We start from the raw sequence: 12,849 nt of genomic DNA, 5'->3' as shown, positions 1-12,849 counted from the left end.
CAAACCCTCTTATTGTTCTGTCAGGGGGCGCACGCGCACGCCCTGTTCGAGCTGCGCCAGTTGCGCGGCGTCGCCGATGCCAAAACCGATCTGGGTCACGGCCATGGCGGCAATCGCGGTGGCAGTGCGCAAGGTCTGTTCAGGCGTGTCGGCACTGAGCAAGCCGTGCAGCATGCCCGCCAGCAGCGAATCCCCCGCACCGACGGTGCTGACCACGCTGACCTTGGGCGGCGTGGCGTGCATCGCCGAGCCGACGCTGAACCAGTTCACCCCGTCCGCACCGTGGGAAATCACCACGTGCTCGATGCCATGAGCATGCAAACGGCTCGCCGCCTCGGCTTGGGCGCCCACGGAAACCACTTCGCAATCCAGTGCCTCAGCCAGCTCTTCGGTGTTGGGTTTGATCAGCCACGGACCGGCCGACAGGCCAGCGCGCAAGGCTTCACCGCTGGTGTCGAGCGCAACGTTCAAGCCGCGTTTTTTCAAGCGCAGGATCAACTCCCGCAACCATTGAGCACTCACGCCACGGGGCAAACTGCCGGCCACCACCACCGCGTCATGCCCTGGCGCAATCTGGTCGAGACGATCGAGCAAAGCCTGCTGCGCCGCTTCACTGACCCTAGGCCCGGGGCCGTTGATGTCGGTGATGCGCCCATCGCTTTCCGCCAGTTTGATGTTGCTGCGGGTCTCGCCGGGGACGCGGATAAACGCGTCGGTAAAGCCGCGTTTGGCGAACAGGATTTCGAACGCCTGAAGGTTGTCTTCCCCGAGAAAACCGCTGACGGTCAGCTGATGCCCGAGGTCGGCCAGCACCTGCGCCACGTTCACCCCTTTGCCGGCGGCGTGGGTGTGCATTTCGTCGCTGCGATTGACCTGACCGGGTACAAGTACCGGCAATTGAACAGTAAGGTCCAGCGCCGGATTGAGGGTCAGGGTTAAGATCTTGGCCATTACAGCGCCTCCACTAATGCGCGGACTTCGTTCGCGCTGCCCACGGCCAAGGCCTGTTGGGCAAGGGTTTGAGTCTGGGTCAGGCTGAGTTCACGAACGCGCGCCTTGACCTCGGCAATGCTGCGGCCCGACACGCTCAACTCATCCACACCCAGGCCCACCAGCACCGGCACCGCCAGCGGATCGGCCGCCAGTTCACCGCACACGCCGACCCACTTGCCATGAGCATGAGCCGCACGCACGGTGATGTCGATCAGTTGCAGCACCGCCGGGTGCAAGCCGTCAGCCTGGGCCGACAAAGTGGGATGACCACGGTCGATGGCCAGGGTGTACTGGGTCAGGTCATTGGTGCCGACACTGAAGAAGTCCACCTCTTTGGCCAGCACCGGCGCCAGCAAGGCGGCCGACGGCACTTCGATCATGATCCCCAGTTGCAGATCGGCGACCGGGATTTCCAGACGCAGACGTTCGGTCATGTCCCGGGCCTGGCGCCACTCATCGACGCTGCCGACCATCGGGAACATGATCCGCAAGGGACGGTTATCCGCCGCACGCAGCAAGGCGCGCAATTGCGCTTCCATGACTTGCGGGCGTTGCAGGGTCAGGCGAATGCCACGCACGCCGAGGAACGGGTTTTCTTCTTTCGCGATCGGCCAGTACGGCAACGGTTTATCGCCACCGACGTCAAGGGTGCGCACCACCAGCGGCCGCCCGGCCAAGCCATCGAGTACACGACGGTATTCGACTTCCTGGGTGGCCTCGTCCGGCGCTTGCGAGTGGGCCATGAAAATCAGTTCGGTGCGTAACAGGCCAATGCCTTCGGCGCCCTGCTCCACCGCGCTGGTGACGCCAGCGCTTTCACCGATATTGGCGAACACTTCCACAGGGTGGCCGTCGGTGGTCAGCGCCGGTTGATGGCGTTGTTCGGCAGCGGCTTTGAGGCGCAGTTCGCGGGTATCACGCTCTTCGGCGGCGCGCTGCAAGGTCGCGGCATCGGCGTCCACGTGCAGGCGACCGCGTTGGCCATCGATCAACAGCGGCGTGCCCGGTTTCAGCAGCAACACGGCGGCACCGGCGCCCACCAGCGCTGGAATACCCAGGGCCCGGGCGACGATCGCACTGTGCGCCGTGGCACCACCGCGAGCGGTGAGAATGCCAGCGACGCGCGTCGGATCGAGACGCGCCACGTCCGACGGGCCGACTTCGTCCATCACCAGAATGTACGGTTGCGCAGGCTCCGGCGGTGTTTCGACGCCACACAAATGCGCCAGCACCCGACGGCCAATGTCGCGCAAGTCGGCGGCACGTTCGGCGAGCAACGCGTCCTGCAGCGCTTCCTGTTGTTTGGCAGCGGCTTCGATCACCGTCATCCACGCCGCTTCGGCACTTTCACCCTGCTTGAGGCGGGTTTCGACTTCGTCGGTCAATTCCGGGTCGTCGAGCATTTCCTGATGGGTGATGAAAATCTCGCGAATCGCTTTGGCCTTGCTGCGCTCGATCAGGCCTTCGATGTCACGACGCACATCGGCCAGCGCTTGCTTGAGACGTTCACGCTCGATGGCGGCGGACTCACCGCGCAGCGGGTAATCGATGACTTGCAGCACTTGAATATGCGCCGGGCCGATGGCGATCCCGGGTGCCGCGGCAATCGCCTGAATCAGGCTGCCGGACTTCGGAGCGATCAGCGCTTCGGCGACCTCCACTTCCACAAACACTTCGCGCTGCTGGCTCACCACGGGCAGCGGCTCGACTTCTTCACCGAGGCCTTCTTCGATGGCCGCCAGCAAGGCGGGCAAGGCGTCGGCGGCGATGGTTGGTTCGGCGATGAGTTCCAGCACCTGACCGCGACGAGCGCCAAGGCTGAGCAGTTTGCTCAAACTCTTCACCGACACCGCGCTGTCATGGCCATCGACGATGCGTATACGGATCTCGCCGTCAAAACTTTTCGCCAGTTGCGCGAGGATCTTCGCTGGGCGCGCATGCAAACCGTGGGCGTTGGCCAGGGCAATGCGTGCACTCGGCCAGTCCGCCGGCAGTTCACCGCCAAGGACTTCCAGCACCGTACGGCTACTGGTGGCACGGCCCAATTCATGGCCGCGACCTTCAATCAGCAACGCGCAAAGGCGTTCGAGCAGCGCCTGATGGGCTTCACCGAGGCTGGCCAGGCAGAACAACCCGCTCAACGGCTGACCGAGGTAACGGATGGGTTTGTCCGGGGTAACGAACGCCAGGCCCGGACGCTTCACCGTTTGTTCGCTGTGCAGCCACCACAGGCCATCGCCCAGCGGCAGCGCTTCGACCTGCTGCAAGACGCCGGCAAAACCGTTGCTCACGCAATCGGCCTGACGCAGCAAGCGGGCACCACGCCAAACCAGCTCTTCGAAGTCATCGGCGGACACACCGAGGCCGATCATCTGTGCGTCCAGCGCCAGCTCCTGCGGCGCGCCTTGCAGCAGTTTCAGCAAGGCTTCGGCGGAACTGGCGCGGCGCAGGGCCTGGCCCAGGTCGGTTTCACCGAGGGCACGGGTCAGCAGTTGCAGCAGGCGCAGGTGTTCATCGGATTTGGCGGCGATACCGATGGCCAGGTAAACGATCTGGCCATCGCCCCAGTCCACGCCGTCAGGAAACTGCATCAGCCGCACGCCGGTGGCGAATACCTGATCGCGGGTTTCGGGAGTGCCGTGGGGGATGGCAATACCTTGGCCGAGAAAGGTCGAGCCCTGGGCTTCCCGGGCCTGCAAGCCTGCGAGGTAACCATCGGCTACCAGGCCATCGGTCACGAGTCGGTCAGCGAGCAATTGCAAGGCGGTGGCTTTATCCACAGCCGACTGGCCCATGGATATCTGCTCTATGGTGAGCTCGAGCATGCTTTCTCCTTTTTGGCGCCGTGTGACGCCAGGTATTGTTTTGATTGATTCAGCTTAGGCGTTTTGAGAACACCTTTTCAGACGCAGTTTTGGCGGTTTCGCGGCAGAACCGGCCAAAGCGACCTATAACGTAGAAAATACGCCTGCTGAAACGTTTAATCTAGAATCTTAGGCACGTTACTCGATAATGTCTCATCCTTGAAGTCCAATTGTCGGATGTGCTGCGACAATGGTCGCCTGCCTCAATCGGGTAGGATTGGCGAAAATGTCGGGGCACGCTCTAAAAACAAGGAATACCGGGTTGAAACTCAGCGATATTGCACAATTGGCCGGCGTCTCCGTGACCACCGCCAGTTACGTCATCAATGGCAAGGCCGAACAGCAACGCATCAGCAGCGCCACCGTCGAGCGCGTGCGGGCAGTGGTCGAACAACATGGCTTCACGCCCAACCCGCAAGCCGCCGGGCTGCGCAGTCGGCACACCCGCACCCTGGGCTTCATTCTGCCGGACCTGGAAAACCCCAGTTACGCGCGAATCGCCAAACTGCTGGAACAGGGCGCCCGGGCGCGCGGCTATCAGCTGCTGATCGCCAGCTCCGACGATGCGCCAGACAGCGAACGGCAATTGCTGCAACTGTTCCGCGCCCGCCGCTGCGATGCGCTGATCGTCGCCAGTTGCCTGCCGGCCGGTGACGACAGCTATCGCCAGTTGCAGGCCAAAGGCATTCCGATCATCGCCATCGACCGGGTGATGGAGCCCGAGCATTTCTGCTCGGTGATCAGCGACGATCGTGAAGCCAGCCTGCACCTGACACGCAGCCTGCTGGAGCCGCTGCCAAAACAGATCGCGCTGCTCGGCGCACGTCCCGAATTGAGTATCAGCCAGGAGCGGGCGGCGGGCTTCAAGGAAGCGCTGAACGGCTTCAAAGGCGAGGCGCTGATCGAGCACGGCGAGTCGTTCAGCCGTGAGTGCGGCAAACAATTAATGGAAGAATTAATTCAACGCCTGGGCCATTTGCCGGATGCGCTGGTGACCACATCCTACGTGCTGCTTCAGGGCGTGTTCGATGCCTTGCACGACTTCCCGCTGAAAACCCGCCCGCTGCGCCTGGGCACCTTCGGTGATACGCAGTTGCTGGACTTCCTGCCGCTGCCGGTCAACGCCATGTCCCAGCAACATCAACTGATTGCCGATAAAGCCCTGGAACTGGCATTGGCCGCCATCGAACAGGCCGATTACCAGCCCGGCGTGCAGGCCATCGCACGGACCTTCAAGCAGCGTATTCGTCAGGATTGAGCCGTGGAACTGATCGACACCCACACTCATCTGGATTTTCCGGACTTCGACCCGGATCGTCAGGCGTTGCTGGCCGAGAGCCGCGCGCTCGGCGTGCGGAGGATGGTGGTGCTGGGGGTGTATCAGGCCAATTGGCAGCGGGTCTGGGAACTGGTGCAAAGTGATCCCGATCTGCACGCGGCGTTCGGTTTGCACCCGGTGTATCTGGATGACCATCGCCCAGAAGATTTGACCGAACTCGGTGACTGGCTGGCTCGATTGGCGGGCCATCGCCAGCTATGCGCGGTGGGCGAGATTGGTCTGGATTACTTCATCGAAACTCTGGATCGTGAACGTCAGCAAACGCTGTTCGACGCCCAACTGCAACTGGCGGCGGACTTCAATCTTCCAGCATTGATTCATGTGCGACGCAGCCACGCGGCAGTGATTGCCACACTCAAACGGTTTCGCTTGAAACGGGCGGGGATCATTCATGCCTTCGCCGGCAGCCAGGAAGAGGCTCGCGAATACATCAAGCTCGGTTTCAAACTCGGCCTCGGCGGCGCCGCGACCTGGCCGCAAGCCTTGCGCATGCACCGGGTGATTGCCGGCTTGCCCCTTGAATCGGTGGTACTGGAAACCGACTCACCGGACATGGCCCCCGCCATGTTCCCCGGCCAACGCAACAGCCCGAGCCATTTGCCGGCGATCTGCGAGGCACTGGCCGTCCTCATGGCGATCAGCCCCGAACGACTGGCCGCCGCCAGCTCGGCCAATGCCTGTGAGTTGTTCAACTGGTAATCCAATACCTGTGGGAGCGGGCTTTTGTGGCGAGGGGGCTTGCCCCCGTTCGGCTGCGAAGCAGTCGTAAATCCGGACAACTCGGTCTGTCTGGACCGGCGCCGGGGGCCGCTTCGCGACCCAACGGGGGCAAGCCCCCTCGCCACATCAAACCCGAAACGCGCTGATCAATTGCTTTAACTCCACCACCTGCGCCGACAACGCCCGGCTGGCATTCTCAGTCTGGTGCGCGCCTTCGGCGGTACGCTCGCCGGCGCGGTTGATCTCGACGATGTTCTGGTCGATGTCGTGAGCCACGGCGGTCTGCTGCTCTACCGCAGCGGCGATCTGCTGGTTCTGGTCGACGATCATGCCGACGGCGCCGAGGATGTTTTCCAGCGCCTGCTGGACCTTTTCCGACTGCCCGACCGTGCCGTTGGCCATTTGATGGCTGGTGCCCATGGCCTTGACCGCCGCACCGACACCGCTGTGCAGCTTGGCGATCATCTGCTCGATTTCTTCGGTCGATTGCTGGGTGCGTTTGGCCAGGGTCCGGACCTCGTCCGCCACCACCGCAAAACCACGGCCTTGCTCGCCCGCGCGCGCGGCTTCGATGGCGGCGTTGAGGGCCAGCAGATTGGTTTGTTCGGCAATGCTTTTGATCACTTCCAGCACACGGCTGATGGACTGACTGTCGCTGGCCAGTTGATTGATCACCCGCACCGACTGATCGATTTCACTGGCCAGTGCAGCGATGCTGCCCTGCTGGGACTCCACCAGTCCGCGACCGCTGATGGTCTCGTCATTGACGCTGTGGGCACTGCTGACGGCCGCGGAGGCACTGCGTGCCACCTCCAGGGAAGTGGCCGACATCTGGTTCATCGCCGTGGCGACCTGTTCGATCTGCGTGCGCTGCCCCGCCACCGCCTGGTTGCTCTGGGCCGACACGTGTTCGACCTGCCCGGCCTGGCGCTCGACCTCGCTGACGGTCTGGCCCACTCGCTCGATCAAATCATGGATTTTCTTCACGGTGCCGGTGAACACCTCGCCCAACTCGCCCAGTTCATCGCGGCTGTTGGCGCTGAAGGTCACGGTCATGTCACCCGCCGCCACCTTGTCCATCACCGCGCCCAGACGCTTGAGGGTGGTGCGGGTCGAGGCGTAGAACCCGCCATAGAGGTAAAAAATCAACACAAACACCAGTGCCAGCGCCACCGCCTGCAACACCATGTGGGTACGGTGCTGCTCCAGTCGCTGTTGTAACTGGGTACCGAGAAACTTCAGGGTGGCTTCGTTGAGTTGATAGGTCTGGTCCATCAGGCCCGTGACCTGATCGAAAAAGGCCTGCCACGGCGCATCGAGGGTGTCGGCCATCACCACCTGCTCTTCAAACAGTTCACTGGCCTTTTTCAGGGAGGCCTTGCTGCTTTCTGCCTGAGCCGCCAGGGTTTCGTGCGCGGCTTTACTGGAGCCCAGTGCATCCTTCAACTTCAGGCCGTATTCGGCCTGAAGTTTTTCGATCTGCGCCAGCAACTCATCGAATCGGGTACTCGAGGCCGAATTGAGAAAACCCTGCCCCAGCGAGTAAGCCCCCATCGCCCGGCCTTCGCCGAGTGTCTGGGTAACGGCCGGTGTGACGTTGGTAATGAGCTCGCTCAGCTGACGCATGTCGCTCTGGCTGTCGCGGCTCAGGCCGGCCTGACTGGCAATGATCTGGCTGAAAATCTGCGCGTTGCCGAGCAACTTGCCGATCAGCGCACTTTTGCTTTGCAGGGAGTTTTCCGCTTGCTGGGCCTTGAACGCGGCGATCATTTCATCGCGTTTGCCATCGAAAAACGTTATTTGTTCCGGGTCAGTGGTCATCGCCGCCAGCCCCTGCAAACGGCTCAGGACGCTTTGCTCCAGGGCACTGATCGTCGATTCGACATGATTGGCCTTGCCGGACTGGCCAAGGGTGACGTTGATCTGTACCAGGTTGTTCAGGGTCTCCAGATCCCGACGCAGGCTCAGGCCGCAGCCCAACAGATCGAGGCTCTGCAACTCGACCCGGGTGCCCTGGAATTCGCGATAGGAGTCGCGCACCAGATAGAAGTTGGTCACCAGCATCGGCACGAGGAACAGCACGCTGATCAGGCTGAACTTCATGCCGAAGCTCAGGCGGTTCATCAGCGCGACGGCGGGATAGAGCAAGCTCTTCACTGTGAAGTCTCCCTTTGATTTCTTATTTTTATTGGCAGGCGCGCAGAGACAGCAGATAGCCACTATTGGCGCTATCTCTGTATAGCTTAATTCGCAGGAAGGTTTTGTAACTTAAGGTTAACGACAGACACGCAGCCCTGTAGCAGCTGTCGAGCCCCAGCGAGGCTGCGTTCGGCTGCGAAGCAGTCGTAAAGTCAACCAATGCGGTGTTTCAGGTAAACCAAGGTGATTGGAATGACGACTGCTTCGCAGCCGAACGCAGCCTCGCTGGGGCTCGACAGCTGCTACAGGCGAACGCAGGCTTCGCCAGTTGCTACAGGGCTGCGATCTTTTGGGTTCTAAACAGAAATCAGTGCAAAACAGTCCACAACGCAAACCCGGCATACCAAAGCACCGCCGCGCGCAGCAGCAGTTCCCAGATCCGGTCCAGGCTGTTGATGCCGTCCGGGCCGACCACCGGCGCCGGAATTTCACCGGCCACCAGCCCGACCTTCTCGATCAACTGGGCGGCGCTGATGTTCCAGTTCAGCAGCTCATGCAGCATCACCCGGCTGACCGCGACAAAGTTGCCAACCAGCGCGAAACTCGCCGCCAGTAACCGCACCGGCACCCAATCGAACGCGTGGCGCAGTTGTGTCGCGCGCTCGACCACGGCCGGGTTTTGCCCATGCTCTTCGGCCAGCGCCAGCAGTCGATAGCTCAGGGCCGCGACCGGGCCCAGCAGGAAGTACCAGAAGATCACCGCGAAAAAGCTCTGATAGGCCTCCCACAGCAAATGCCCTTGAACCCGTTCCAGCAGTTGCTCGCCACTGTCGGCGCAGATATCCAGGTCGCGTTTGGCCACATGGGCGGCAGCCTGCAGGTCTTCCCGGCGCCAGGCATCGCGAAACGGCCCCAGGCCGGCCAGCAGATCACCACGCCCCAGACTGTAAATCACCACCAACAGGTGCACGGGCAACGCCAGCAAGCCATAGGCCACCGGGTCCAGCACCACCAACAGCAACCCCAGCAGCGCCACCGGCAACAACACCAGCACCACCAGTATCAGCCACGGACGGTTGGTCATGCGTGGGCTCGCTTCAAGCTTGTTCAGCTCGCGCACCCAACCAGCATCACGTTGAACCCGATGGCGCAGGGCCGAGAATTTCTCGATCCAGACCGCTAACAGCAGCACCAGAAAACTCATTGTTGCTCCTCTTCTTCCTGAGCGGCTTTTGCCAGGGCCGCGCGATAGCGTGCCCAGTCAAACGCCGGTCCCGGATCAGTCTTGCGCCCGGGTGCAATGTCGCTATGCCCGCAGATACGTTGTGCGGTGATGCCCGTGAAGGCGCTTTGCAGCTGTCGGGTCAGGGCAGTCAACGTCTCATATTGCGCATCGGTGAACGGTAGATCATCCGTGCCTTCAAGCTCGATGCCCACGGAAAAATCGTTACAGGTTTCCCGCCCCTCGAAACACGAGACCCCGGCGTGCCAGGCGCGCTCAAGACAAGAGACAAACTGAGTGACGGTGCCGTCACGTTCAATCAGAAAGTGCGCAGACACCCGCAGGTCGGCGATCCCTGCAAAATAGGAATGTTCCGTGACATCCAGACGATTCTGGAAAAACTCCTGCACCTTGCCGGTCAGAAACTGCGCGGGCGGCAGACTGATGTTGTGGATCACCAGCAGGGAAATCTCGCCCTCGGGGCGCGCATTGAAGTTGGGCGAAGGGCATAAACGCACACCCTGACACCAACCACTCGCGGGGTCCAACTGCATACAGGCTCCTTCAACGACGACTGTGTTGGCGCCCAGTATGCCGCGATAGACCCTCGGCGCGCGATCACTTGCCGCGATTGAGACGCCGCAGGTTGCCCAGCACTGATTCCAGCGCCCGATCGAACAGCAAGGTGTCGTCCAGCGTGCGCACCGCGCCACGCCGAAACTCCAGGGCCAGGCCGGTACGGTTGTGCTCCAGCACTTTCATTCCGGTACGGTCGACAAAGATGTACTTGCCGGTGGTTTCAATGATCGCCGCCAATTTACAGCGCAGAGTGTTTTCCTCGTCTTCCTGAAACTCGACCCAGCACCCCGGACGCAATTGATCGACTTGCAGTAGCGCGACATCGTCCTCCGGCAAACGCACCGAGGTCGTTTCGACCGGGCCTTCGTCAGCGGTGCGAAGCACGATTTCCTCCTGCACTTCGACCATCATCGCCCCCTCGACAGGCGGGCTGTCCTGACCCGGACGCTCAAACAGTTGAACGTGCAAGGCTTCCAGCTCGCTGAAAAACTCACTGGTGGCGAACGGGTCGAATGCCGAGCTGTTCAGCCCATCACGCAACGACTTGAGCAACCCCGGCACCAGCGCCAACAAGCGCAGGCTTGCATCGGGTTCGTCATGGCGCTGCACGCTCCAGATCAACTGCTCCATGGTCTGCACATCGGCGTGCCATTCGGCGGACTGATCACCGTGCTTGAGGCCGGTCAGCAACAGCACTTTGCTCCAGGCCTCCTGAACAAACACCACCACGCTGTGCGGCAAAACCTTGCCCATCAACACCTGATTCAGCGCCTGCTCGACGCGCTGACGCGCCAGTTCGGTCCTGGCGCGGCCTTCTTCGGCGTCACGGGTGCGCTGCTCAAGCAATTCGCTGCGACGGCGCTCGTCACTGGTGAAGGCGAGGAAATCCGCCAGCAGTTCGGAAAAGATCGCCGGGTCATCGACAAAGTCGTTCAACAAGCGCTGCACCACCTGCTCGATGCGCAGGTACAGACTGTCGCGCTGGTGGTCATCGCACTCGCCCCAGCCCATGGCCGCCGAGGCGATTTCGTTGAGCAAGCGCCGGGCGGGATGGCTGCCGCGGCTGAAAAAACTCTTGTCGAGCACCGCGACTTTCAGCATCGGAATCTGCAGGCGGCCGATCAGCGCCTTGAGGGAGTCCGGCAGGTTGCGGTCATCGAGAATGCATTCGAAGAGCATGGCGATCAGGTTGATCACGTCTTCATCGGCCACCCCGACCACCCGCGACCTGCCGCTTTTGACACTGACCCGGGTCAGCAGCAGTTCGAGCTGGTTACGCAGGTCGAAGTCGTCCTGAACCGCCAGCGCCGGCACGTACTGCTGCAAGTGCGAGAGCAGACGCAGCAGATCGCGGGTGGAAATGGGCTGGGTCTGGGCACTGACCTCCAGGGTCGGCGCAACACTGCCGCGCACATGGAGCAGCAACTCCTGCAATGCGGCGAAAACTTCCTGCACCCCGTCGTCAATCTGTGGATTGCCGCTGCGACTCCCTGCCTCGACAGGGTCGGCGTGAACACTGGCGGCCGCTCGATCGGTGGCACGCCGCGCCGGGGCGGGCTTGAGGTCCGGCAACACGCCGGTGGCAATCAGCAGTTGATTGGCTTCGGCGTAGAGCCGATCGGCGTTGCTGAGCACATAGCGCTCGAACAGCTTGAGGATGATCAGCTTGACCTTGATCTCCATCCCCAGGTTGCGCCCGGCCTGCAGGAAATACTCGCAGAGCAGCGTCGGCCCCAGGGGGTTGTGCTGTTCGACCAGTTTCTTGCCCAGCAGGGTGCTCAGTCGGGCGGTGAGCTGGTCGAGTGCGAAGCCATCGCGGTTCAGCACTTTGCCGACCATGACCTCCACCGCCACATTACGCTCCATGTCGTCATGGGATAGCGACGCCGAGGTATCGAAAGCCAATGCCCGGGGCAAGGCAGCCTGTGAGGTGTCGCACTGCGTGAGTCTGAGGAAAGCCTCGAGGAACTGCTCGAGAAACCCGCGCTCGATATTTTTGCGCTTGAGGCGCAAATCGCGCATGGCTTCGAAGAAGGTGTTTTGCTCGACATCGTTCCGGGCCCGGTCGGCCATTTCGAACAAGGTGTCGTCGGCGTTATCGAACAGCTCCTGCAAGCCCTGCTTGAGCTGTTGAGCAGCTTTGTCGCGAACCTGAAGCAGAATCACGGGCAGGCGGGCGAGCAGCGAGTGAGTCGCCTGGTCGGTAGTCGCCTTGTGCAAAGGCACTACATTCCCGTCGTTGTGCATCCAAGCCTCCTGAAACGGTGATTCCTCGGTTCACGTCAAAGCCATGACGTCAAATGCAAGGCGGATTATCGACAAAAGCCCCCCCTTGTGCCAGCAGACTCTGCGCCTCACCAAGGAATAGACGTTTATAAGTGACCCTTGCTTAGCGCCGATTGCTCGCGCGAATCGACCAAATGCAGGTTTGCGAACGACGGGATGGTTGTTGATGCCTTGGGTTGCCTCGCACCATGGCCCTATAATCGGGCCACTTTGTTTGTGGAGCCCGTTATGCCGAATCTACGTCTCGCCGATTTGACCGCCGAAATCGAAGCCAACGTGCGCCGTGCGTTGCTCGAGGACATCGGCAGCGGCGACATCACCGCGCAACTGATCCCGGCCGAACGTCTGGCCAAAGCCACCATCATCACCCGCGACGCGGCCGTCATCAGCGGCACTGCGTGGGTCGATGCCGTGTTTCGGCAGCTGGATCCGCGGGTCGCCGTGCACTGGCAGGTGAGCGATGGCGAGCGGGTGAAACCCAATCAGGTGCTGTTCCACCTCGAAGGCCCGGCACGCTCGCTGCTCACCGGCGAACGCAGCGCGCTGAACTTCCTGCAACTGCTCTCGGGCGTGGCCACTCGCGCGCAGTACCTGGCGGATTTCGTCGCCCAAACCCAAGTGAAGTTGCTCGATACCCGCAAAACCCTTCCGGGGCTGCGTCTGGCCCAGAAATACGCCGTGACCTGCGGCGGTTGCCATAACCACCG

At 61.7% G+C, this 12,849-nt stretch carries 9 protein-coding genes; 3 read left to right on the top strand and 6 right to left on the bottom strand.

Annotation, left to right across the window (positions count from 1 at the left end; translation table 11 throughout):
- Window positions 1-9: 9 nt before the first annotated feature.
- On the bottom strand, window positions 10-951 hold the full coding sequence (pfkB, locus tag PMI21_RS04385; RefSeq protein WP_007941088.1) for a 1-phosphofructokinase: 942 nt from the start codon (window positions 949-951) through the stop codon (window positions 10-12).
- Complete coding sequence (gene ptsP, locus PMI21_RS04390; RefSeq protein WP_007941087.1) at window positions 951-3,818, bottom strand: phosphoenolpyruvate--protein phosphotransferase; 2,868 nt, start codon at window positions 3,816-3,818, stop codon at window positions 951-953. The genes pfkB and ptsP overlap by 1 nt, the downstream gene beginning before the upstream one ends.
- Window positions 3,819-4,119: 301 nt before the next feature.
- Here ptsP and cra point away from each other — a divergent pair, with 301 nt between their 5' ends.
- Both cra and PMI21_RS04400 read left to right on the top strand, forming a co-directional pair.
- Window positions 4,120-5,115: a catabolite repressor/activator gene (cra, locus tag PMI21_RS04395; protein WP_033064200.1), complete on the top strand. Its 996-nt coding sequence runs from the start codon at window positions 4,120-4,122 to the stop codon at window positions 5,113-5,115.
- A gap of 3 nt (window positions 5,116-5,118) precedes the next feature.
- Entirely contained in the window at window positions 5,119-5,895 is a 777-nt protein-coding gene (locus tag PMI21_RS04400; RefSeq protein WP_007941083.1) for a TatD family hydrolase, read from the top strand.
- A gap of 147 nt (window positions 5,896-6,042) precedes the next feature.
- Here PMI21_RS04400 and PMI21_RS30265 read toward each other — a convergent pair whose 3' ends face one another.
- The 4 genes from PMI21_RS30265 to PMI21_RS04420 all read right to left on the bottom strand — a co-directional run bounded on the left by PMI21_RS30265 (window position 6,043) and on the right by PMI21_RS04420 (window position 12,103).
- Window positions 6,043-6,747, bottom strand: coding sequence for a methyl-accepting chemotaxis protein (locus PMI21_RS30265; protein WP_408981116.1), 705 nt, complete (start codon window positions 6,745-6,747; stop codon window positions 6,043-6,045).
- A 1,675-nt stretch (window positions 6,748-8,422) separates the two neighbouring features.
- The gene (gene ampE, locus PMI21_RS04410) at window positions 8,423-9,259 is read right to left on the bottom strand and encodes a regulatory signaling modulator protein AmpE (RefSeq protein WP_007941081.1); all 837 of its coding nucleotides are present in this window, start codon (window positions 9,257-9,259) and stop codon (window positions 8,423-8,425) included.
- Window positions 9,256-9,831 (bottom strand): 1,6-anhydro-N-acetylmuramyl-L-alanine amidase AmpD, encoded by a 576-nt coding sequence (gene ampD / locus PMI21_RS04415; protein WP_007941080.1) that lies wholly within the window; start codon window positions 9,829-9,831, stop codon window positions 9,256-9,258. The genes ampE and ampD overlap by 4 nt, the downstream gene beginning before the upstream one ends.
- Window positions 9,832-9,895: 64 nt before the next feature.
- Entirely contained in the window at window positions 9,896-12,103 is a 2,208-nt protein-coding gene (locus tag PMI21_RS04420) for a DUF1631 domain-containing protein (protein WP_007941079.1), read from the bottom strand.
- 267 nt (window positions 12,104-12,370) lie between these two features.
- Between PMI21_RS04420 and PMI21_RS04425 the strand changes: the two genes are divergently transcribed.
- Window positions 12,371-12,849 (top strand): nicotinate-nucleotide diphosphorylase (locus tag PMI21_RS04425; RefSeq protein WP_007941078.1); only part of this gene is annotated, 479 nt, incomplete at its 3' end.

This window comes from Pseudomonas sp. GM18 (genome assembly GCF_000282195.1).
GTDB lineage: Bacteria > Pseudomonadota > Gammaproteobacteria > Pseudomonadales > Pseudomonadaceae > Aquipseudomonas.
Note: the sequence above shows the minus strand (reverse complement) of the source record. Positions and strands in the feature narration are given on the sequence as shown.

Excerpts from the sequence above, each read along its gene's own strand:
- pfkB (WP_007941088.1), bottom strand. The coding sequence starts at position 951 with ATGGCCAAGATCTTAACCCTGACCCTCAATCCGGCGCTGGACCTTACT.
- ptsP (WP_007941087.1), bottom strand. The coding sequence starts at position 3,818 with ATGCTCGAGCTCACCATAGAGCAGATATCCATGGGCCAGTCGGCTGTG.
- PMI21_RS30265 (WP_408981116.1), bottom strand. The coding sequence starts at position 6,747 with ATGTCGGCCACTTCCCTGGAGGTGGCACGCAGTGCCTCCGCGGCCGTC.
- ampE (WP_007941081.1), bottom strand. The coding sequence starts at position 9,259 with ATGAGTTTTCTGGTGCTGCTGTTAGCGGTCTGGATCGAGAAATTCTCG.
- ampD (WP_007941080.1), bottom strand. The coding sequence starts at position 9,831 with ATGCAGTTGGACCCCGCGAGTGGTTGGTGTCAGGGTGTGCGTTTATGC.
- PMI21_RS04420 (WP_007941079.1), bottom strand. The coding sequence starts at position 12,103 with ATGCACAACGACGGGAATGTAGTGCCTTTGCACAAGGCGACTACCGAC.